20 protein-coding genes are annotated in these 20,578 nt (G+C 72.3%); 3 read left to right on the forward strand and 17 right to left on the reverse strand.

Features of this window, described 5'->3' with window-relative positions:
- Window positions 1-3: 3 nt before the first annotated feature.
- From FDM97_RS25320 to FDM97_RS25385, 14 genes are all read right to left on the reverse strand, one after another.
- Window positions 4-321, reverse strand: coding sequence for an AzlD domain-containing protein (locus FDM97_RS25320; RefSeq protein ID WP_137992792.1), 318 nt, complete (start codon window positions 319-321; stop codon window positions 4-6).
- Window positions 321-1,175, reverse strand: a complete 855-nt coding sequence (locus tag FDM97_RS25325) for an AzlC family ABC transporter permease (RefSeq protein WP_137992793.1) — start codon at window positions 1,173-1,175, stop codon at window positions 321-323. The genes FDM97_RS25320 and FDM97_RS25325 overlap by 1 nt, the downstream gene beginning before the upstream one ends.
- Window positions 1,172-1,534, reverse strand: coding sequence for an acyl carrier protein (locus FDM97_RS25330; RefSeq protein WP_137992794.1), 363 nt, complete (start codon window positions 1,532-1,534; stop codon window positions 1,172-1,174). Before FDM97_RS25330 ends, FDM97_RS25325 begins: the two co-directional genes overlap by 4 nt.
- Entirely contained in the window at window positions 1,531-2,970 is a 1,440-nt protein-coding gene (locus FDM97_RS25335) for a DegT/DnrJ/EryC1/StrS family aminotransferase (RefSeq protein ID WP_254705752.1), read from the reverse strand. Before FDM97_RS25335 ends, FDM97_RS25330 begins: the two co-directional genes overlap by 4 nt.
- Window positions 2,967-4,004 (reverse strand): BtrH N-terminal domain-containing protein, encoded by a 1,038-nt coding sequence (locus FDM97_RS25340; protein ID WP_137992795.1) that lies wholly within the window; start codon window positions 4,002-4,004, stop codon window positions 2,967-2,969. Before FDM97_RS25340 ends, FDM97_RS25335 begins: the two co-directional genes overlap by 4 nt.
- Window positions 4,001-4,612 carry a hypothetical protein gene (locus FDM97_RS25345; protein ID WP_137992796.1) on the reverse strand — a complete coding sequence of 204 codons (612 nt, stop codon included), beginning with the start codon at window positions 4,610-4,612 and terminating at the stop codon, window positions 4,001-4,003. Before FDM97_RS25345 ends, FDM97_RS25340 begins: the two co-directional genes overlap by 4 nt.
- Window positions 4,612-5,721 (reverse strand): GNAT family N-acetyltransferase, encoded by a 1,110-nt coding sequence (locus FDM97_RS25350; protein ID WP_137992797.1) that lies wholly within the window; start codon window positions 5,719-5,721, stop codon window positions 4,612-4,614. The genes FDM97_RS25345 and FDM97_RS25350 overlap by 1 nt, the downstream gene beginning before the upstream one ends.
- Window positions 5,714-7,069 carry a M20/M25/M40 family metallo-hydrolase gene (locus tag FDM97_RS25355; RefSeq protein WP_137992798.1) on the reverse strand — a complete coding sequence of 452 codons (1,356 nt, stop codon included), beginning with the start codon at window positions 7,067-7,069 and terminating at the stop codon, window positions 5,714-5,716. Before FDM97_RS25355 ends, FDM97_RS25350 begins: the two co-directional genes overlap by 8 nt.
- Window positions 7,066-8,388, reverse strand: a complete 1,323-nt coding sequence (locus FDM97_RS25360) for a cytochrome P450 (RefSeq protein WP_349775392.1) — start codon at window positions 8,386-8,388, stop codon at window positions 7,066-7,068. The genes FDM97_RS25355 and FDM97_RS25360 overlap by 4 nt, the downstream gene beginning before the upstream one ends.
- Window positions 8,385-10,166 (reverse strand): non-ribosomal peptide synthetase, encoded by a 1,782-nt coding sequence (locus FDM97_RS25365; protein ID WP_254705753.1) that lies wholly within the window; start codon window positions 10,164-10,166, stop codon window positions 8,385-8,387. The genes FDM97_RS25360 and FDM97_RS25365 overlap by 4 nt, the downstream gene beginning before the upstream one ends.
- Window positions 10,167-10,258: 92 nt before the next feature.
- Complete coding sequence (locus FDM97_RS25370) at window positions 10,259-10,477, reverse strand: MbtH family protein (RefSeq protein WP_137992799.1); 219 nt, start codon at window positions 10,475-10,477, stop codon at window positions 10,259-10,261.
- Between the two features lie 139 nt (window positions 10,478-10,616).
- Window positions 10,617-11,432, reverse strand: coding sequence for a hypothetical protein (locus FDM97_RS25375; protein ID WP_137992800.1), 816 nt, complete (start codon window positions 11,430-11,432; stop codon window positions 10,617-10,619).
- Between the two features lie 33 nt (window positions 11,433-11,465).
- Entirely contained in the window at window positions 11,466-12,140 is a 675-nt protein-coding gene (locus FDM97_RS25380; RefSeq protein ID WP_137992801.1) for a response regulator transcription factor, read from the reverse strand.
- A 180-nt stretch (window positions 12,141-12,320) separates the two neighbouring features.
- A complete protein-coding gene (locus FDM97_RS25385) occupies window positions 12,321-12,599 on the reverse strand; it encodes a hypothetical protein (protein ID WP_137992802.1) in 279 nt (92 codons plus the stop codon).
- A 401-nt stretch (window positions 12,600-13,000) separates the two neighbouring features.
- Here FDM97_RS25385 and FDM97_RS25390 point away from each other — a divergent pair, with 401 nt between their 5' ends.
- Window positions 13,001-14,245 carry a helix-turn-helix domain-containing protein gene (locus tag FDM97_RS25390; protein WP_137992803.1) on the forward strand — a complete coding sequence of 415 codons (1,245 nt, stop codon included), beginning with the start codon at window positions 13,001-13,003 and terminating at the stop codon, window positions 14,243-14,245.
- A 45-nt stretch (window positions 14,246-14,290) separates the two neighbouring features.
- Here the strand turns inward: FDM97_RS25390 and FDM97_RS25395 are convergent, their stop codons facing one another.
- A complete protein-coding gene (locus tag FDM97_RS25395) occupies window positions 14,291-15,556 on the reverse strand; it encodes an NAD(P)/FAD-dependent oxidoreductase (protein ID WP_137992804.1) in 1,266 nt (421 codons plus the stop codon).
- 244 nt (window positions 15,557-15,800) lie between these two features.
- Between FDM97_RS25395 and FDM97_RS37135 the strand changes: the two genes are divergently transcribed.
- Complete coding sequence (locus tag FDM97_RS37135; protein WP_432816243.1) at window positions 15,801-16,175, forward strand: DUF6086 family protein; 375 nt, start codon at window positions 15,801-15,803, stop codon at window positions 16,173-16,175.
- Between the two features lie 213 nt (window positions 16,176-16,388).
- On the opposite strand, the gene FDM97_RS36020 is transcribed toward FDM97_RS37135, so the two are convergent.
- The gene (locus FDM97_RS36020) at window positions 16,389-17,027 is read right to left on the reverse strand and encodes a hypothetical protein (protein ID WP_175438985.1); all 639 of its coding nucleotides are present in this window, start codon (window positions 17,025-17,027) and stop codon (window positions 16,389-16,391) included.
- A 140-nt stretch (window positions 17,028-17,167) separates the two neighbouring features.
- Window positions 17,168-19,126, reverse strand: coding sequence for an RICIN domain-containing protein (locus FDM97_RS25405; protein WP_254705754.1), 1,959 nt, complete (start codon window positions 19,124-19,126; stop codon window positions 17,168-17,170).
- A gap of 949 nt (window positions 19,127-20,075) precedes the next feature.
- Between FDM97_RS25405 and FDM97_RS25415 the strand changes: the two genes are divergently transcribed.
- Window positions 20,076-20,456 (forward strand): DNA-binding protein, encoded by a 381-nt coding sequence (locus FDM97_RS25415; protein ID WP_432816244.1) that lies wholly within the window; start codon window positions 20,076-20,078, stop codon window positions 20,454-20,456.
- Window positions 20,457-20,578 lie beyond the last annotated feature (122 nt).

The raw sequence follows: 20,578 nt of genomic DNA on the forward strand, positions 1-20,578 counted from the left end.
CTCTCAACCCCTCACTGTGTGGAGCACCAGGAAGAACGCCGCGACCCCGAGGGCGGCGGCGAGCAGCATGCGTTTCGTGGCGAGCCCGGCCACGAGGGTCACCAGGCCGCCGGCGAGGGACGCCGTGGTGAGGCCCGCGCCGCCGTGGGACGGTCCGGTGACGGCGGGGGCGACCATCGCCGCGAGGACGGCGGCCGGGACGTAGCCGACGGCCGAGCGCAGCGGGCCGGGGAGCTCGCGCTCGCGTGGTACGGCGAGCGGCAGGTAGCGGACGGCGAAGGCGCACAGTGCCATGCCCGCGATCAGCAGGACGGTTCCCATCAGGCGGCTCCTTCCGCGTGCCGGCCGTCCTCGTCGCTCGGCGCGCCCGCGGAGTCCGGACCGGACGCGGAGTCCGGGCCGGACGCGGAGTCCGGGCCGGACGCAGGGACCGGGTCGGCCGGGGGAACGAGGCGCTCGCTCAGCATCCCGGCAGCGGCTCCGGCCAGGACGCCGGCGATCAGCCCGAGGTTGTAGGGCAGCGGCCGGGCGAGCAGGGCGACCGCCGCCGCGGCGGCCGCGGCGGTCCACAGCCGCCAGTCGACCAGCGCGAGGGCGAGCATCGCGATGAACAGGGCGGTCATCGGGAACTCCAGGAGGACCTGGAGCGAGTCGCCGGGGACGGCGAGGCCCAGCGCCAGGCCGAGCGCCGTGGAACAGATCCAGTTCGCATACATGGCACCGGAGGCGCCCAGGAAGTACCAGGCGCGGGCCCGGGGGTCGCCGAGTCCGGCCCGGTAGCGCTCCAGGGCGGCGAAGAAGACGGCGTCGACGAGCCCGAAGGCGAGCGCGATCCGCCAACGGCGCGGGAGCGAGGCCAGGTGCGGGCGCAGCAGCGTGGCGTAGATGAGCATGCGCAGGCTCAGTACGAGCACGGTCAGCAGCACCACGGGCCAGCCCGCGCCGGCGCGCAGCAGTTGCACGGCGGCGAGCATGGCCGTGCCGGAGTTGACGGCCATGGCCATGCCGAGGGTGCCGAGCACGCCGAGGCCGGCGGCGAGGCCGGCCGCGCCGGCGATCAGGCCCATGGGGAAGGCCGAGATCATGAACGGCACCATGGCGCGGGCTCCGTCGAGGAACTCGCGCCGTGGTGTCACCGTCGCCGGCCCTCCGGCCGGCAGGTCGTCGTCGGTCACGCCGTCCGGCCGGGTCCTGTTCCGGCGTCGGCGGTGCCGGTCGTCCCGCCGGTCTCCTCCTGGAGCAGGCGCAGGGCCTCCTCCTCGGTCAGATCGCCGAGGAGGTCGAGCAGTCCCTCTTCGACGAGTTCGGCGAGCCGGCCGACGCTGCCCTCGGCGAAGACGACGGGCAGCGGGATCTTCACTCCGTACGTCTCGTCGATGCGCGTCATGAGGCGGACGGCCTGCAGCGAGGTGCCGCCTGCCTCGAAGAGGCTCTCCTCCGGGTCGACCTCGTCCGTCTCGGGGATCTCGAAGATCTCCCGCCACAGGGCGGTCAGGTCCTCGTGGAGCTGCGTGGAGCGCGTTTCCTCGCTCATGCGCCGGTTCCTTCCGTCGTGCCGGTGCCGAAGGCCGTGTCCCACTCGGTCGCCGCGATGCCTGCCGCCTGCTCCCACGGGTGGGTGTACGGCAGGGAGGCGGCCACGCCCGCGAGGGTGTCGCGGTGTTCCCAGACCTTCTCGAAGGCGTCGGCGTAGCGCTGGAGCAGCGGTCCCGCGCCGGGGTGCAGATGGGCCTTCTGGAGGGCGAAGGAGTCGTCGATCACCCGGTGGGTGACCGGGAAGTCCTCCTCGCGGAAGGGGCGTTCGGGGACGCCGGGCAGCGCCCAGGGGTAGCCGCCGAGGCCCCGCTTCTCGCGGAACACCTTCTGCGCGGGCAGCGGCATCAGCTGGTATGGGGCGGCGGGGACGCCCTCGGCCCGCAGGGCCCGCTGGACGGTGGCCCGCAGCGGTCCTGCGAGGTGGTCGTCGAGCCCGAAGGCCGCCGGGTCGACGCGGAAGCGCAGGATGTGCCAGGCGTGCGTGCGGTCCTCCGGTGCCCCGGGTGCGAGGAAGCCGGGCAGTGCGGCGACCCGGTCGAGCAGCGCCCGTACGTTGGTGTCGCGCTGTGCGGCCTCTGCGGGGAAGCGGGCGAGCTGGCTGCGGGTGAACGCGGCCTGCAGGGCGCTCGGCTTGTTGTTCCAGCCCAGCAGGTGGGAGACGTAACTGCGTTCGCCGCGCCCGGGGATGAGCTCGCCGAACTGGCGCAGCATGAGGGCGCGGGTGGCGAGCCGCTCGTCGTCGGTGGTGATCAGGCCGCCCTCGCCGCAGGTCGCGAGGTTCTTGCTGACGTTGAGGCTGAAGGTGTTGATCGCGCCGATGGAGCCGACCTTGCGGCCGCGGTACTCCGCACCGTGGGCCTGGGCCGCGTCCTCGACGACGGGGATGCCGTGGCGCCGGGCGACGGCGCCGATCTCGTCCATGTCGACGGGCAGGCCGTGCAGGTGGACGACGACGATGGCCCGGGTGCGCGGAGTGATGGCGGCTTCGACGGCGGCGGCCGTCATGTTGTACGTACGCGGGTCGATGTCGACGAAGACCGGTACGGCCATCAGGTGCAGGGGCGCCGCGGCGGTGGCGATGAAGCTGAGCGCGGGCACGATGACCTCGTCGCCGGGTTCGATGCCGAGCGCCCCGAGGGCGAGGGAGATGGCGGCGGTGCCGTTGCTGACGGCGACGGCGTGCCGGGTGCCGGTGAAGGCGGCCCACTCCTGTTCCAGGCCGGGGATCTCCTGCTCGCCCGCCGAGGCGGTGGTGAAGCGGCCGGAGTCCAGGGCGTCGAGGACGGCCTGCCGGTCCTCCTCGGTCACCTGCGGCCAGGGGGCGATGCGCAGGTCGCGCGGGACGGCCCGGCGGCCGCCGAGCATGGCCAGCTTCCCGGTGCCGGCTGTGGCCGTGGTTCCGGGTGTCGCCGGGACGGTGGCGGAGGTGGTCACAGTGCTGCCCTTTCGTGCTCCAGCCCGTACAGGGCGCTCTCGTGGTCCTTCATCAGTGCGTGGACGCGCCGGGACAGACGCTCCGGGGTGAGGCCGGGGGGCGCGTCCGCGCCCCGGGTGAGGCCGGCCATGATGCGTACGGCCGACCAGTGGTGGGCGACGCGGTCGACGGACCTGGCCTGCTCGACCAGGCCGGGCAGGCCGAGGGTGCGGCCGGCGTGGCCGAGCCAGTCGGCGTGGACGGCGGTGCAGGCGAGCGCGGCGCCGGCGGCCACGAACAGTTCGTCGCGTACGTCCTCGCCCGCGCCGAGTCGCTTGACGCACTCCTCCAGGAAGGCCTGCTGCCCGGCGAGGCCGGTGTACGCGTCGCCGTTCGCCGGGGCGGCGAAGTGGGCGAGGTTGAGGCCGATGACGCGGTGTGCCTCGGCCCGGTCGAGGACGGGGAAGTCCTCGGGAGGGCAGTCCAGTTCGACGGAGAGCCAGCGGTTGCCGATGCGGACGCCGGTGAAGAACATGTCGCGCTCGTGGACGAGTTCGTTGCCCGAGTCGCGGGAGGCGGTGAGGTCCGCGAGCGCGATGTCGCCGTGGAAGGCGGGGGGTACGGAGTCCAGGACCCGCACGGTGCCGCGCTCTTCGTCGTACCCGTGGACGACCACCATGTGGTTGGAGTGGACGTCCCGGTAGGCGGGCCGGAAGGGCAGGTGGAAGTTGTCCACGGCGACCGCGACCGCGTGGCCGGCGGCGAGCTGCTCGCGCACCTCGCGCCAGCCGGCCCCGGCGTCCGCGGGCTCGTGCCAGCGGGAGCGGACGGGGTGGTACGGGGCGAGCGCGGACAGCAGGGACTCGCCGCTCGCGCACGGGTAGTAGTACTCCTCGCGGCGCACTCCGCCGGGGAAGTGACGGAACGTCCAGGCGGCTCCGAGGACGGGCAGTGCCTCGACGCCGCGGTGCTCGAGGAGGGTGGCGAGGCAGCCGTGCAGGCAGCCGCCGAGGTCGTGGCGCCAGGGCCGTATGCGGTCGAGGAGCACGGTCATGCCGCCACCTCCGCGGGGGTGTCGTAGCGGGCGGGGACACGGGGTGGTGCGGGGACGAGGGTGAGGGCGAAGAGGTGGACGGCGGGGTTGTCGGGCAGCCGTACCGCCGTCAGCTCGGCCTCGCGCGGGACGGGCACGCGGTGGCGCCACAGGGTCGGGCCGAACTTCCGCTCGACGTGCCGCGGGTAGTGCAGCCGGCCGCAGGTGTAGGCGGCGGTGCCGCCGAGGCGGGAGGCGGTCTCGGGCCAGAAGTCGGAGACCCGCAGCCACTCGGGGTCGACCGAGCCGTCGCCGTAGTGCAGCAGGACCTGGTCCTCGGTGCGCCGCTCGGCCGCGGCCAGGACCTGGATCCAGTCGTAGCGCCCGGCCGGCAGCTCGATCAGCTGCCCGGCGCAGCGGATGTTGTCGGGGGCGCCGGGGGCGTGCCGGGGGAAGAGGAAGGGGATGCCGTCGACCTCGACGGGTCCGCCGGGCGGCAGCTCCTCGGCGGGAAAGGTGTTTCCCCACAGGTTGAAGGCGCCGGCGTCGAGGGCGTCGGCGGGGGTGATCCCGGTGTTGTCGGCGTGGGCCGTCAGATCGACGGGTACGGCCAGGGGAAGTCGTTCCATCACGTGCACCTGACTGCGGCAGTTGGGAGGACGGTGGGCGGGGCCCCGGGGGGCTCGGTGAACGCGCTGTTCGGCCAGGGGAGTTCGGCGCCGGGAGGCAGCCGGTACCAGGCGTACAGGCGCGGTTCGACGGTGCGCGGCATGACGTGGGCGGGCGTGGCGGCCCGGCCGCCGGGGAAGACGACGGTGTCGGTGCCGGCGCGCCGCCCGTTCCCGGAGGCGGCGAGCCGCTCCATGAGCACGAGCCGCTCCGCTTCGCCCGCTCCCGGCCACAGGTCGGCCCCGGCCAGCCGCACACCGCCGGGGCTCTCGGCCAGGTGGCGGAGTTCGCCGGCCGCCGGGTCCGTGGTGGCGATCAGGGCGGCGTCGGTGAGCAGCCACAGGATCCGCGGTCCGGGCGTGGCGGCGGGGTCCAGGTACGGCAGGGCCGCGGTGGCGTGGCGCGCGGCCGGCCGGCGTTCCAGGGTGACCTCGGTCAGCGGCTTGTCCTGGCTCTGCCAGTGGCGTACGGGCCGGAAGCCGAGCCGCGTGTAGAGGGTGGGCAGGCAGCGTTCGACGACCGCGTCGAGCCGCAGTGCGGGTACGTCCCGGGCCGTGGCCGCCTCGTCCACGGCGGCGAGCAGGGTGCGGGCCACGTGGGTGCCGCGCGCGGCCGGGGCGACCGCGACGCGGCCGATCTCCCACGCGCCGTCGCCGTGGCGCGTGACGCGCAGGGTGCCGACGGTCTCGCCGGAGGCCGTCTCGGCGAGCCAGACGACGGCGCCGTGGTCCCGCACCTGGGCGCGGAACGCGGCCTCGGTCTCGTGGGCCCCGTCGGGGACGGGCAGGCCGGGCAGCGGGTCGGAGCCCGTGTAGGCGGCGCGGGTGAGCGCGGCGATCCGCGCCGCGCGGCCGGGCGCGAGCGCCTCCGCCGTGGACAGGGCCCGGACGCGAAGGTCACCGTGCCCCGTGCTCGGACTCGGACTCGGGCTCGGGCTCGGGCTCGGGCTCGGGCTCGGGCTCGGACCCGGGCTCGGACCGGGACTCGGACCCGGACTCGGGCGCACGGTCCGGTCCCGCGCGGGGAGGTCTTCGGTGTGCGCCCGTACGCGGACGCCGTGTTCAGCCATGGCCGGCCAGCAGGGCGTGGAAGCAGTCCGCGCCGAACTCCAGCGACCCCACGTTGATCCGCTCGTCCGGGCAGTGCAGCCGGCCGCGGTAGGAGCGGTCCGGTCCGTGCAGCAGCGGCAGCCAGCCGAAGGTCTGGATGCCCAGGCGGGGGAAGAGGCGGGCGTCGGTGGACGCGGTGGTCACCATGGGGAACGGGATGCCCTGCGGGTCCTTGGTCTTGAGGACGGCCGCGAGCCGGTCGTAGAAGCCGTCGAGCCGTGGCCGCGGCATCCGCTCGCCCTCGACGAGGACGTCGAGGTCCATGGGGCAGCCGGCCCTGGCGCGCAGCGTGGCAAGGAAGTCCTCGCGGGAGTGCTCGCCCGGCAGGAGCCGCCCGTCGAGTTCCACGGTGATCCGCGCGGGCAGCACGTTGGTGGCGGTGCCGCCCTGGACGACGGTGGCGTTGACGGTGTGCTGGACGAGGGAGCGCAGGTAGCGGACGTCGGCGTCGTCGAGGCCCGTGAGGGCCGCCGGGTCGTCCGGGTCGGCGCGGAAGGCGGCGAGCCGGCCGGCGTACGGTTCGGGCAGGGCACCCGACAGTTCGGCGAGCATCCGGTCGACGACGGGGGTCATGAGGGTGCCGAGGCCGCCGCCGTCGATGGCGGCGAGCAGCCGGTGGAGCTTGGCCGCGGCGCCCTCGGGTCCGGCGACGCGCGAGGCGTGACCGGGGGTGCCGTGCAGGGTCGCCCGTACCCACAGGGCGCGCTTCTCGGCGACGACGATCGGGTGCAGCCTCGTGGCTCCGCCGAGCCGCAGTTCGGCGCCGCCGTCCTCCCCGATCGCGTACCGGACCCCGGCGAAGAGTTCGGGGTGGCGTTCGACGAGGAAGCGGGCACCGGTGGCGCTGCCCGCCTCCTCGTCGGCGACGACGGCGAGGATGACGTCTCCGGCGGGCGGGGTGCCGTCGGCGGCGAGCCTGAGCAGGGCCGCCAGCATCATCGCCAGGTGGCCCTTCATGTCGACCGCGCCGCGCCCCCACAGTTCGCCGTCGACGATGTCGGCGGCGAACGGCGGCCGGCTCCAGTCCTGGCCGGTGACGGGGACGACGTCGACGTGGGCGTGCAGGAGCAGCGGGGGCTCGGTGCCGCGGCCGCGGAGCCGGGCGACCAGGTTGGGCCGCTCGGGGTCGAGGGCGAGCAGCCGGGTCTCCAGGCCGGCGACGTCGAGCAGGTCGCGGATCCAGTGGACGCACGCGGCCTCGGCGCCGGGCGGGTTGACGGTCTCGAAGCGGATCAGGCGCTGGGCGAGCGAGACCGGGTCGGCCGGGAGGTCGCGCGGGAGCCCGGGGGTGGTCGCGAGGGTGGTCATACGGCCACGAGTCCGTCCTGGAGGGCTTCCCGCAGCAGGTTCTCGGCGCCGGGACGGAGCCGGGCGGTCAGCGGCAGGTGCTTGATGCCGGCGACGAAGTTGGACTCCAGGTGGGCGACGGGGCCCGCGACCCGGAACTCCTCCACGACCCGCACGATCTCCTCGAAGAGGATGTTCAGCGCGACCTTCGCCAGCGGGGCGCCGATGCAGTAGTGCGGGCCGAAGCCGAAGGCGACGTGCCGGTTGGGGCGGCGGGTGATGTCGAAGCGGTACGGGTCGGGGAAGACGTCCTCGTCGCGGTTGGCCGAGCCGAGCCAGGTGACGAGCGCGTCGCCCTCCTTGATCCGGACACCGCCCAGTTCGAGGTCGCGCACGGCGTAGCGCATGAAGTGGTTGGCGGGCGAGGACCAGCGCAGTCCCTCGTCCACGGCGCCGGGCACCAGGGAGGGGTCGGCGAGCAGCCGCGCGTACTCCTCGGGGTGTTCGATGAGGGCGAGGACGGTGGCGGCGACGGCGTGCGGGGTGGTGACGTTGGCGCCGAGCAGCAGGCTGTAGCAGTTGAAGACGATCTCGTCGTGGCGCAGGCGCCGGCCGCCGGCCTCCATGCCGATGAGGAAGCCGACCAGGTCGTCGTCGCCACCGGGGTGGCGGCGGACGAACCGCGAGAAGTAGTCGAAGAGTTCGTGGTGTGCGGCGACGAGCGTGCCGTGAGCGCTGCCCTCCTGGAACTCGCTGTCGGAGGGCGCGATGGCCATGGAGGTGAGCTTGGTCAGTCGCGGCCAGTCCCGCTCGGGCAGCCCCATCAGGGTGCCGGTGAACGCCATGGGGAAGTCGGCGGCGGCGGCCGCGATGTCCCAGGTCCCGCCGTCGAGGAGGTGCGCGAGCATGCGACGGTGCACGATGCGGCGGATCTGCGGCCGGCGCTCCTTCATGGCGCGGTGCGACATGACCTTCATCAGCGGTTCGCGCATCGCGGTGTGCACCGGCGGGTCGCTGGCGGCCATCATCTTGCCGCCGGCCGGGTCCTGGGAGCCGAGGATGCTGAGCAGGGTGCCGCGGCTGGAGGTGAACCGGGTGTGGTCGCGCAGGACGTCGTTGACGTCGTGGTACTTGGTGATCGACCAGAAGGAGCGGCCGTCGGGGAGGGTCTGGCGGTGCACGGGCGCCTGCCGGCGCAGGGTGTGCCAGATCCGGTGGGGGTCGCCGGTGGCGTACAGGGCGGGGTCGAAGAGGTCGACGGTGTCCAGGTCGATCTCGGGACCGGAGTAGGAGGGGGCCGTGTCGTCGGTCCCGGCGTGGTCGGGGACGGTGATCCTCACCGCTTCAGCTCCTCGATGGTCAGGGCGAGTTCGCCCACGGTGGGGTTCTCGTAGAAGGCGCGCGCGGTGATGTCGACGCCCCACAGGGCGGATATGCGCGCGGTGATCTGGGTGGCCATGAGGGAGTGGCCGCCGAGCTCGAAGAAGTCGTCGTCGACGCCGATCTCGTCGATCTCCATCAGGTCGCCCCAGATCTCGGCGAGGGCGCTCTCGATCTCGCTGCCGGGGGCCCGGTAGTCGCTGCCGAGGTCCGGCCGGTCGCGGAAGATCTCGTGGGCCAGGGCGGCCCGGTCGACCTTGCCGTTGGGGGTGAGCGGCAGGGCGGTCATGCGGACGAACGCGCCGGGCACCAGGTACGGGGGCAGGGTGCGGGCGAGTCCACCGCGCAGCTCCGGGACGGACAGGCCCTGGTCGCTGACGTAGAAGGCGACGAGGCGGCGGCCCATGCGCGCGTGCTCCTGCGCGATCACGGCGGCGTCGGAGATCTCGGGGCGGGCGAGCAGCGCCGCCTCGACCTCGCCGGGCTCGACCCGGAAGCCGCGGATCTTGACCTGGTTGTCGACCCGGCCGAGGAACTCGAGGACGCCGTCGGCCCGGCGGCGGACCAGATCGCCGGTGCGGTAGTACGTTCCGCCGGCCCGGGCATCGGGTGAGCCGGCGGAGGCTGTGGGGTCGGTCACGAAACGCTCGGCGGTCAGGTCGGGCCGGCCGAGGTAGCCGAGTGCCACGCCCTCGCCGCCCGCGTACAGCTCACCGGTCTCGCCGTCGGCGACCGGCCTGCCCTGCTCGTCGAGGACGAGGACGGTGGTGCCGGTGACCGGGCGGCCGATGGGGACGGTGTCGGTGTCGACCTCCTCCGTCATCACGTGGCAGCAGGTGAAGGTGGTGTTCTCGGTGGGGCCGTAGCCGTTGACGATCCGGCAGCCCGGGAGGGCGGCCAGCGCCTTGTTCACATGGGGTACGGAGAGCACGTCGCCGCCCGCGAGCAGCCGGCGCACGCCGGTGAGCCGGTGCAGCGGGCCCTCCACCATCTGGTGGAACAGTCCCGCGGTCAGCCACATGACGGTGACACCCTCGGCCTCGACGGTGTCGGCGAGCTGGTCGAGGGTGGGGTCGAAGGCGGGGTGGACGGCGAGCCGGGCGCCGTTGAGGAGCGGTGCCCAGATCTCCAGGGTGGACGCGTCGAAGGCAATCGGCGCGAACTGGAGCATGACGTCGTCGGGCCCGATGGTGAGGAAGTTGGGCTCGGTGACCAGGCGCAGGACGGCGCGGTGCGGCACGACGACGCCCTTGGGGACGCCGGTGGAGCCGGAGGTGTAGGCGATGTACGCGGGGCGCTCCGGGTCGGCGGGCAGCGCCGGGTCGGTGTCGGGCTGCCGGTCGCGGTCCGGGTCGTCGGCGTCGAGGACGAGGGGCCCGTCGACGAGTCCGTCGAAGACGCCGGCGAAGGACCGCTGGGTGAGGAGCACCTCGATCCCGGCGTCCGTGAGGATGGCCCGGTGCCGCTCCTGGGGCTGCTTGGGGTCGAGGGCGACGTAGGCGCCGCCGGCCTTGAGGACGGCGAGCAGCGCGGTGATCAGCCGGGGCGAGCGCTCCAGGCACAGTCCGACGTGGGCGCCCGGGCCGACACCGCGGGCGCGCAGCTGGTGCGCGAGCCGGTTGGCCGCCGCGTTGAGCTCCGCGTAGGTGAGCCGCTCCGGGCCGCGGGCGAGTGCGATGGCGTCGGGGGTGCGGGCCGCCTGGGCCTCGAACCGGCCGTCGATGGAAAGGGTGGTCAAGACGGGATCCTTCTGCCGCGAATGGACGAGGGACGGGCCGCCGCGTACGGACGGGCACGCGAACGGTGGGAGGGTGCCGGCGCCGGTGGCCGTCAGGGGGTGTCGCCGGCCGCGCTCGACACGCGCAGGCTCAGCGGACGCATGTCGGTCCAGACCTCGGCGACGTATGCCAGGCACGCGTCCTTGGGGCCCTGCTTCCCGGCAGCGCGCCAGCCGCGCGGGAGCGCCTTGCGGGCCGGCCAGAGGGAGTACTGCTCCTCGTCGTTGACGACGACGGCGTACTCCGTGGAATCCGCTTCCTCGGTCGACATCGCGATTCCCTTTCTCCTGGTTCCGGTGCCGGTGCGTCCCGCGGTCTCGTCGGCACGGCGTGAGGTTCCTGAAAGCTATGGCGCGGCACGGTGGTTGTGCGTCCACGCCGTGGTGGATTCCCGGCGTCGCGGGACGAGCTCAGACGTGGACGGGCCGGACGCCGGGTGTAGCCGTGTCGTTGACGGCGGCCCACACGGCGGACGCGTGGGCGACGAGCCGTCCGTCGGTCGTGTAGAGGGCGGTGGCGTTGACCGCGGTGCGGCCGCTGCGGCGCAGCCGGCGGCCGAGGACGACGTACGTGTGGCCGGCCTCGGGCGGTTCGGTGACGCGGGCGGTCATCCGGCTGAGGACCATCGGCTCCAGGGCGGGGTCCGAGGTCCAGCCGCCGGGGCAGTCGAGCGCCGCCCACAGGACCGGCCCCCGCACCCGTCCGTCGGGGTCGGTGACCGTGTCGTCCGGCGTCCAGGCGCAGGCCACGGTGGCGGTGGTGCCTGCGGCGGTGTGGGTGTCGGTGCCCGCGTCGGTGCCTGCGTCCGTACGGTCGGCCAGGAGGCCGGGCCGCATCCGCAGCCCGTCGGACGGGCCGCGGTCGACTCCGCACACGAAGCAGGTGGGGAAGGGGTGGCCGTCCTCCCCGTGGAAGCGGCCGGAGGCCGCGGTGGCCTCGGCGAGGGACACGGGCGGCAGCACCTCGATCGCCCCGCCGCCGGCGGTGACCGTGGCGATCAGTGTGTCGCCGTCCCGGATCTGGGAGCGGCGCCCGCCGGGGTGGAAGGTCAACGGGGTGTCGAGCGGCGGCGGCGCGAGCAGGGTGACGGCGGCGTCGTCGCCGTGCGTGCCGGCGCCGAGCGCGGCGAACAGTCCGCAGGCGTACCCGCCGTTGGCGGAATCCGGCGGCCCGTTGAAGCGTCGCCCGATGGTGAACGTACGGATCTCCTGGGCTTCTTGGGCCATGGTGGTTCGTGGTTCCCCTTCTCGCCCGGCCTGTCAGGCGGCCTGGCTCATCAGCCCGGCCTGGTAGGCGAAGGCCACCAGCTGGGCGCGGTCCTTGAGGTCGAGCTTGTGGCGGATGCGGTGCAGGTGGGTACGGACGGTGCTGATCCCGATGTAGAGCTCGCCGGCCACGTCGTCGATCGTCAGGCCGCGGCCGATGAGCTGGAGCACCTCGCGCTCGCGTGCGGTGAGGGCGTCCACCTCGGGGTGGGCGGAGGCGGACCGCGGGGCGGCGCCGCGCTCGCGCAGCCAGCCGACGAGCCGGTCGACGATCTCGGGGGCGAGGACGGTACGGCCGCGGGCCACGCCCCGGGTGGCGGCGATCACCTCGTCGCTGGTGGCGTCCCGGTTGATGAGCCCCTTGGCGCCCTCGCGCAGCAGGTCCATCACCATCAGGTCGTCGTACTCCGAGTGGAAGACGACCGGATGGGGCGGCGGACCGTACGGGCCGTCGAGTGCGCCGAGCCGGCGGATCAGGTCGAGCCCGGGTTCGAGTTCGGCGAGTCCGATGAGGACGACGTCCGGGCGGTGGTGCCGGGAGAGGGCGACGGTCTGCATGCAGCTGTCGGTGGTGGCCACGACATGGGTGTCGGGCAGTGCGTCCAGCAGCGTGCGCAGCCCGTCGCGCATCAGGGGCAGTTGGTCACAGATGAGAACTTTGATGGACACGGAAGGATCACTCCTCGCGTTCGCCAGAACAGCGATCTGGCCGTGGCCTTGTGGGCCACACAGGGACGGCGCTGCGGGGGCGAACAGGTGGTGCCGTGGGGCGGACGCGCGCGTCCGCCCCACCGGGCCGGCCGGTCCCCCTTTCTTCTCCGGCCGGCTGGGACCGTCAGGTCCCGGCGGTCACGCGCCGGGCGCCGGCCAGCTGATGTCGTCGGACGAGCCGTTGACGGAGGCGTCGCCGGCCCCCTGCACCGGGGCGGCCGGGCTCGGCCAGCTGATGTCGCCCGCGACGACGACGGTCGACGAACCGTCGCCTCCCGGGGCGGGCGGCGTCACGGGCCAGCTGATGTCGCCGAGCGGCTGCGCCAGCGAGACGCTGCCGACGGTGGCGCCGGTCCCGGCGATCGTCGCGATCAGAGCGGTCGCGGCGATGCCGACGATGCGCGGGTACTTCTTCACTACTTCTCCCCAAAAGAGTGTCGCTGGTTCGGCGGTCCACGGACTCCCCGTCCGGCTGCCGCCACGCGGATCAAGCTACTGACTCGATCCACGGTTGGCAATATTTTGCCATGTGGTTGACAGGCAACTTCAGACATTCACCACCGAGGGGGCGCCGTCTATGCCCAGCTCATCACAGACAAACGCTCACGAGTGGCCTGAAATCCGCCGCATCGGCACGTCAGGTGCTCGTCTCAAACCGTTCCATGTTTGGCAATCTTTTGGCAACACTTTTGTCTTGGGCTAATCTGAGCTGTCAAATCAGCCCCACGCTAAGGTGTCATCGCCGCGCCTTCACGGCTTCCTCGCCGTGCGCGCGGCCGGCACACGGCTGGGCCCACACAGGCTTGAGGATTGATCACATGCTGGAACAGCCGTCATTCGGCCGGCGGCTCAGGCAGATGCGAACCGAGCGCGGCCTGTCCCAGGCCGCACTCGCGGGCGACGGCATGTCCACCGGCTACCTGTCCCGGCTGGAGTCCGGAGCCCGGCAACCCACCGAGCGTGTGGTCGCCTATCTCGCCGGTCGGCTCGGGATCACAGCCACGGACTTCGAGGAGCCGAAGGCCGGTTCACTGGCCCAGGCCCTCACCGTCGCCGCGTCCTCGGCGTCCGATGCCGCCGTGTTCGCACTCGTCGGCGCCCTCGCCTCCGGGGAGGACCAGGACCGGGCGCTGCGCTGGCAGGGCCTCTGGCTGCTCGCCCGCGCCGAACGCCAGAACGGCGACAGCCCCGCCGAACTGGCCCACCTGGAAGAGCTCGTGGAGCTCGGCGAAGCTCTCGGCCTGCCCGAACTGCGCGCCCGCGCCCACACCCAACTCGCGCGCTGCCTGCGGTCGATGGGCGACATCACCCGCGCCGCGGGCATCGCCGCCGACGCCTACCGCATCGCCTCCGAGGCCGAACTCTCCGTCCACGACACGGCGTCCGCCCTGCTCGCCCTCGTGGCCGTCGAGACGGAGGCCGGCCGGCTGGCCGACGCCCAGTCACATGCCGACGAACTGCGCGCCCTGACCCAGGAGGAGACCGGCACCCTGCCGATCGAAGCCCTGTGGACCGCCTCCACCGTCCGCCTCCGCCAAGGCGACCACACCGCTGCCCGGGCCCTCCTGGAGGAAGCCCTGGAGCGCATGGACAGCCACGACAGCCTGCTGCTGTGGATGCGGCTGCGTCTCGCCGCGGCCTCCCTCCACCTCCAGCAGAACCCGCCCGACACCGCGCGGGCCGCCTACCGCCTCGCCGAGATCGAGCCCGTCCTCGCCCTCATCGGCACTCCCCTGCACAGCCAGGAGATGACCCTCCTCCAGGCGCAGATCGCCTTCCACGAGGGCCATGACGCCGAGGCGCGCAGGCTGCACGACAGCCTCACCGACCCGTCGACCGAGTCCGCCTGCCGGATGACCTTCCGCGACCGCGTCACCCTCGCGGTCCTGCACAACCGCCTCCTCGCCCGCGAAGGCCATCTCGACGAAGCCATCGCGGGCCTCCAGCAGCTCGGCCACGACACGCACGCCGGCTCCAACATCGACATCGCGGCCGAGATCTGGCGCGTCCTCGCGGAACTCCTCGCCACCACCCGCCCGACCACCCCGCCGAAGGACGCGTGACCACGGGCGCGGACCGAGGGTGTGTCACCTACGCGGCGGCGCAGCTCACCGTGCGGGTGGCACAGCGGCCCGGCGATGCTGGAGGTTGACGGCCGAAGCCTTGGCCAGCGCCACGGGGTTCAAGAATCGCAGCGGACCGATCAGGCGGGATCCGAACAGATGCATGTGCCGCGCCACCGACTCATCGCGCGCTGCCGCCGAGAACATCAGCCGCTCCATGGGATTGAACGGACGGGCCTTGGCGAAGTCGGCGGCCAGGTACTGGTGACCGCCCAGCCGGCGCCGGTGTCTGCGTGCGTACGCCACGAGCGACCTGTCGAGGTCGCCCCGACCGGCTGCGGCCGAGGCGACCGCCTCTGCCAACCAGTGCGCGGACTGCAGAGCCCACCCGCATCCCACGCCCCACAGAGGGTCGCCGGTCAGGGCGGCGTCGCCGATGAGCGCGAGGCCCGGCGCGGTCGGCTTGCGGCTGTGGAGCGGGTAGTTGACCGTGCCGGTGATCTTCGTGATGCGCTCGGCGGAGTCGATGGGCGGCGCCTCGGGCAGGGCGCGGACGAACGCGAGGAAGCTGCCCTCCAGGTCCTCCCGGAAGGCGGGCAGCCGCTTCTTGTCCGGGAGCACCGCGACGACCGTCACCCCGTCGTCGTTCGGAAACGCGTACGCCATGTCGGGCTCGAGGAACCAGGTGTGGGCGACCCCGCCGTGCAGCGGAAGGTCGCGGAAGTGCGCGAGATAGCCGAACCGCGCGTTCTCGTACAGCCGAGCAGGCACCCCGGCGAACTTCGCCACGGCCGAGTCCTTGCCGTCGGCGCCGACCACCAGACGGGCCCGGATCTCGCGCTCGCCCTGCGGCGTCGACGTGCGCACCCCTGAGATTCGCCCGGCTTCCCGGACCAGCCCGGTCACTTGATGACCGAGGAGCAGTTCGACGCCGGGGGTCTCCGCCGCATGGGACCTGATCAACGGGTCGAGGGTGCTGCGCCGAATGTTGTACCCGTACGGCAGTTCGGGGCCCGCCGGCGCGGCCCTCGGCTCGATCCACCCCCAGCGGGTGTGCCAACGGGCCAGGTTACGGACGGCCCCCGCCTTCTCGAGAGCGGGGACGAGGCCGAGTTCGTCCAGCACCGGGTAGGCGTTGGCCGTGAGGGAGTGAGTGCAGAGCACCTTGTACGCCTCGGGGTCCGAGCGGCGTTCCAACAGGGCGACGCGGACCCCGCGTCGAGCGAGCAGGATCGCCGCGGCGCAGCCGGCGAGGCTGGCTCCGCTGATGACGACGTCGTAGTCGTATGCCGCGCTCTCAGGCCTGGTCATGCACTGATCGTCCCTTCGGTGTGGCGGTGCCGTTCGCGGGAGTGGAGCAGTGCCACTGATGTCAGGAACATGATCAATTGTCAAGGGCGCCATCTCAGTGTCAGGACGACGCCGGCGGGCCGCCGCCGGCACCGCCACCGGCACCCTGATCCAGCTCTACTCCTGCTGGAGCGACAGCAACCAGCGCTGGACCCGCACCTGACACACGCCGCGGCTTCCCCCACCCTCCTCAAGAACATCGCTGGTGGTCGTCGAGTCACCGCCGTGGTGGTGGCGGCGCTCCGCTCGGCCGCCACCGATGGGTGGTCGAAAGGACCGTGTCCCGGCCGGCCGGCTGACGACGGCAACGATCCGGCTGGATACGCTGGCCCGTCATGGCCGGCTGAAAGGTGCCGTGATGAGCCAGTACTTCGACATCGGCGACGAGACGCTGTGGAACCCGTCCAATGGAGCTTCTCGCATGTTCCAGCGCCAGGTAGCGGTCTTCGAAGCGGAGCTGGAACTCCCTTCGGGCATCGGTCCGATGGAGAACGACGAGTGCCAGATCAGCCCCGATACCTTCGAAACCTTCGTCAACGCCCTCCTGGCGACGCACCGAAGAACGAGCCACGCCATCTGACTCGCGCTCTCCGAAGGCTTCACTGCCACCGTGCTCGTTCTTGCTGAACGCGCCGCGATCAAGGTGGACTGGGCACGGCACGGAGCCGCCCTGGAAGCCACCCGGAAGGTCCGTCCCCCCGCTCCCTCGCGGCGCCTAGCGACAGCTGTACACCGAGGAAGAGCGGCGGGCGTTCTCCCGGCCGGGGTGACCCGGTCCCGCCGGGCCCCGCGCTCAGCGTCTGCGGGCGCGGGCCCATCGCACGAGCACACCGGCTGCGGCGCCGGCGAGCGCGATCCCGGCCAGGCCGGCCACGGACCACCCGACCGCATGGTCACCCCCGTCGCCGGCCGGGCTCGCGGAGGGCGAGGTCGGAGCGGTCGTCACGGGGACGGCCGAGGGGAAGGCGGAGGACGGTGCCGGTGCGGAGGGGACCGGAGAGGACGTGGTGGGGGTCGTGCGGGGGCCGGGCGGCAGCGGGTCGACCACGGGGACCGAGATCTCCCCTTCCCCGTGGCCGAGGGAGGGGAAACCCACGTCGACGGTGACCTTCCAGTTGCCGGGGGCGAGGACTTCGGCGGTACTCCAGCCGGTGCGCGTGCCGGGGTCGCGGACCAGCGGCCACGGTCCCATGGAACGAGATCCGTCGGGGCTGGTCGCGTTCACCGTGGCGGCGACGTTCTCCTCGACGGGGTCCCCATCGTTCTCCCAGGTGATCTCGGTCGTGACGTGACCGTCTCGCTGGCCGGTCACCACCACCTTGACGGTATCGCCGTGGGCTTGGGCGGTGGTTGGCACGGCCAGGGCCTGGGCGAAGAGCATGAGCAGGAGGCCGAGGCCCGTGCCGGCACGGAAAGCGGGGTGTGTACGCATCGTTGCGGTGCTCCTGGTGCGTGAGATGCGGTGTGAACGCATTGCAGAGAGCCGAGGCGTCGGTGGACGGCCGCAGTGGCCGTCCACCGACGCCGGACCGGGTGACCGGGGCCGCCTCGGCCCCGGTCCGACGGTCGAGGTCAGGAGACCTTCTGGACCGTCCATGCCTGTGCCGCACGGCCGTTCGTGCGCTGCAGGTCCAGCAGCCAGCTCCCGTAGTACGGGCGGTCGCTCACCGTCAGGGCGTAGCCGCCGCTCGGGTCGGTCACGGTGATCGCTCCGTTGCGGCTGGACAGCTTCCACTGCTGCGTGGGGGCGTTGCCGCACGGCTGTTGGGCGACCCACATGCCCGCGGCGGGGGCGCCGCCCGTCTGCAGGCACTTGCCGGAGACGGCGGAGCGGATGCGGACGAGTCCGTTGCCGGCGTCGTCGAACAGCCACTGTTGCTGGGCGTAGCCGTTGGCCCGCGCTCCGACGAGCACCGTGCCGTCGGCGGAGCGTCCGCCCCAGACCTCGGCAGCCATGCCGGTGCCCGCGTTACCGAGGGTGTAGCGGGTGCCGGGGGTGGTCGTGCCACCGCCCGCGTCGGCCGTACGGAAGGAGGTCGTCCTTCCGGCCCCGCTGTCACGGCCGGACCGGTCGCGGACCGAGACGGCGACTTGGTACTCGGTGCCGGGTCGGAGGTTGTAGATGCGCAGTGTCTGCGTCTGAACCCAGGTCAGGTGCCTACCGTTCAGCAGGACCTGGTACCAGGCGGCGCCGTCGACCCTGGGCCAGCTCGCGACAGCGGCAGTGGACTGTATCTGACTGATCGTCACTGCCGGTCCGCCGGTGGGTTGCCTGGTGGGCGTCGGCGTCGGGGTGGGCGTCGGGCTGGGGTTCGGGTCGGGGGTGGCACCGCCCTTGGACCGCATCAGGAACTGGTTGTCGGCCATGTTCCAGTGTGTGGCCAGATAGCTGCCGGACTTGGGGTTGGTGTGGAAGTAGTCGTCGTGATTGCAGTCCAGGATGTTCTCGGCCGCCTGGTTGGAGCACACGTACCGCATCCGGGGGTAGTACGGGGTGTCCGAGTAGCACATGACGTCGTACTCGTCCGTGCAGTGCGCGCCGCGACTGGTGTTGGGTGCGCTGTTGTTGACCGCGCCGAGGTTGTGTCCCAGTTCGTGCGCCGCGGTGTGACCGCCCCAGCAGCCGGCGTCAGTACGCCCGTAGGAGGGACCGAAGTTGCTCTGGTTGTTCTGGCCCGGTCGTTCGTCACCGGCGAAGGTGCCGATGCCGCAGTAGACCTTGGTGTCCGCGAAGATCATGTACTTGCGATCGCGGCGGTCGAGGCCCTTGCCGGCGAGCGCCCTGTTGGTCGCGCTGAATTCGGAGAGCGCGGATGCCGGGAGCTCGATGTTGAGCACGGTCGGCGTGCAGTCGGCGGCCGTCACGTAGCGGATGTGCCGTACACCGCCGGTTTCCTTGGCGCTCGTTGCGTAGATGAGGTCGGCGTCGGCCGCCCACTTGCGGAACGAGGCGACGTACTCGGCGTACCGGTCACGGTCGGGGCCGTGCACGTACACGACCTGCACGCGGTTGCCGGTGCTTCCGTCGCCGTCACACTGGACGGTCTGGCCCGCGGGGCCCGCGGCGACGGCCTGGCCGGCGGACGAGGCAGCCGGCTCCGGGGCCGCGGCGGCCGCGGTCCTGGCACCTTCGGCGTCGGCGGCGGGCGCGTCCTGAGGGCGCCCGGCGCCCTCCGTGACGGCCGCATCCCCGGACGCGGGCTTCGCCGGGTCGGCCGCGGGGGCCTTGGTGATCACGGCGGGAGCCACGTCCGCCTTGATGTTCACGCCCTTCGGCGGAGCGTCGGGCCCATGGGTGCAGAGTCCGGCGTCGGTGCGGTAGACGCCTGTGCAACGGTCGCCCTTGGCAGCCGCCTTGAGTCCGTCGTAGACCATGCCACGCCGGGTGTCGTTGACGGGCTTGCCGACGATGGGCTCCGGCTCCTCGTCCCTGGCCGGGACGGCGGCCGGCGCGAGGGTGTCCGTCGCGGCTCCGGCCTGCGCGGGTATGCGTGCCTGTGCGGGCGTTCCAGCCCGGGTGTCACCCCCCATGCCCGCGTATGCGACACCTCCCGCGATCACCGCCGCCGATGCCACGGCGACGGTGGCGAGTATCAACCCCCTGTGCTTGCGCCGATGTTCGCGCGGTCTGCGATGTCTAGTCATGCGCACCTCAAATCCTTGGTCGGAGGAGTGGGTGCGCGGAAGCCTGCCAGATGCCCACGGTGGAGAATTCGGGCAAACGGGAATTGCCGTTGAGATATCAGACCGTTACTTCCGTATCCGATCTGATGAACAGTCAACTTTCCTAAAAATAAAGCCAGTTGCAGACCTCAACCCGAAAGGTCCAGGCCTTATCGAGAATCTCGTTACCGAATCGAGATATACAGGTCGGGTCTATTGACGGCAATTCAGTAAAGGATTCATCTAATTACTACCTCTCGAATTCCCCTCGTCACCAGCCGTGAGGAATCATCTGCTCCTGCGGAGGGGCCAGGCCGACCGCCTCCGAACGCATCCACTCAACTACCCCGGTACGAGGGGACCTTCAGCGATCACAGCCGAGGGCGGGAAGCCTGTCGCCGGGTCCCCGACTCGGTCGAGGTGAGCTCCGCAGTGACTACGAGACCTCGACACCCGGGGCGGATGCGGCGGCGACGGACGGGCCGAACTGCAGTCCGCCCCGGAGAATCCCAACTCTCCCTGGAAACATCGAAACACGAAGCTGTGACAGCGCAGCCCCGAAGACCGGTACCCTCCAGCGCGAGCGCGCTCACCACTCGGAGTCGCCGGCACCCTCCAGGCGATCCGCGAGAGCGGGTCGGCAAGCGGGGAGTCTCCGCTCACGTGGAGAGGGCCGCGCAACGGCAGATCAAGCGCGACAACCTGGACGAGCTGATCGCCGACTTCGACAAGACCCACGGCCCCGCCGACCCGGAAGCCGTCGCCGCCAAACGAGCCAAGCTCACCGGGGCACCGCCTCCGGCGCCGGGGCGGCGGCGTGAGCGGCGCGCTCATCCTGGACAGCGAGGGCCTCGCCAAGGCCGTACAGCGCGACCGTGAGGTACACGAGTGGCTCACCGCCGCCCGCGACACCGACCTTCCGGTGATCACCTCCGCAGCGGTGCTTCTCGAGGTGATCCACCCCCGGATCAACGACGCCGCGCTGAAGTGGACGCTCTCCCTGATGCGGATCGAGCCCGTCCCCCTGGCCCTCGCTCAGTCCGCCGCCGCCCTGCTGCGTACGTCCGGGCTCCACGGCCACAAGCACGCCATCGACGCCACGCGCTGCGCCACCGCCCTCGCCCAGCCAGGCCGCGTCACGATCCTGACGTCCGACGTCGAGGAATCACCACGCTCGCCGCCGACCACCGCCGCGTGACCGCCGAGAAGATCTGACCCCCAGCCACCTCGGCGTCGCCTGCTTCCGCTTGGCCGGACTTGCGGAAGCTGGGCGCGCACGCGTCCGCCCGCGGTGTGAAGCGACGGCGGTCGGCGGATGTC

The organism is Streptomyces vilmorinianum, assembly GCF_005517195.1.
GTDB classification, from domain to species: Bacteria; Actinomycetota; Actinomycetes; order Streptomycetales; family Streptomycetaceae; genus Streptomyces; species Streptomyces vilmorinianum.